The sequence below is a fragment of the Streptomyces sp. P9(2023) genome, assembly GCF_032436795.1.
In the GTDB taxonomy this organism is placed as follows: Bacteria; Actinomycetota; Actinomycetes; order Streptomycetales; family Streptomycetaceae; genus Streptomyces.
In genome coordinates, this window is record NZ_JAUPWM010000856.1 from 1 (window position 1) to 235 (window position 235).

Here is a 235-nt window from a genome sequence, read left to right on the forward strand (position 1 = left end):
GCGATTACTCGGTGATGATGGGGGTCACGATCCTTGTCGGCGCGCTGACCATTCTGTTCAACCTGCTGGTCGATATTCTCTATGCGTGGATCGACCCGAAAATCCGGTATTAAGCCATGATCGAGCAAGCCAAGATGAAAAGCCTTGCCGACCGGATGGCGGCGGATGAGGTGCGCGGCCGCAGCCCCTGGGCCGATGCCCGCAAGCGATTCGTGCGCAACAAGGCGGCGATGGC

General features: G+C 60.0%; 1 protein-coding gene. It reads left to right on the forward strand.

Features of this window, described 5'->3' with window-relative positions; translation table 11 throughout:
* Positions 1-14: 14 nt before the first annotated feature.
* Complete coding sequence (locus Q5762_RS40275) at positions 15-113, forward strand: hypothetical protein (RefSeq protein WP_399495668.1); 99 nt, start codon at positions 15-17, stop codon at positions 111-113.
* Positions 114-235: the final 122 nt, after the last annotated feature.

Coding starts and splice junctions, on each gene's coding strand:
- Q5762_RS40275 (WP_399495668.1), top strand. CDS start 15: ATGATGGGGGTCACGATCCTTGTCGGCGCGCTGACCATTCTGTTCAAC.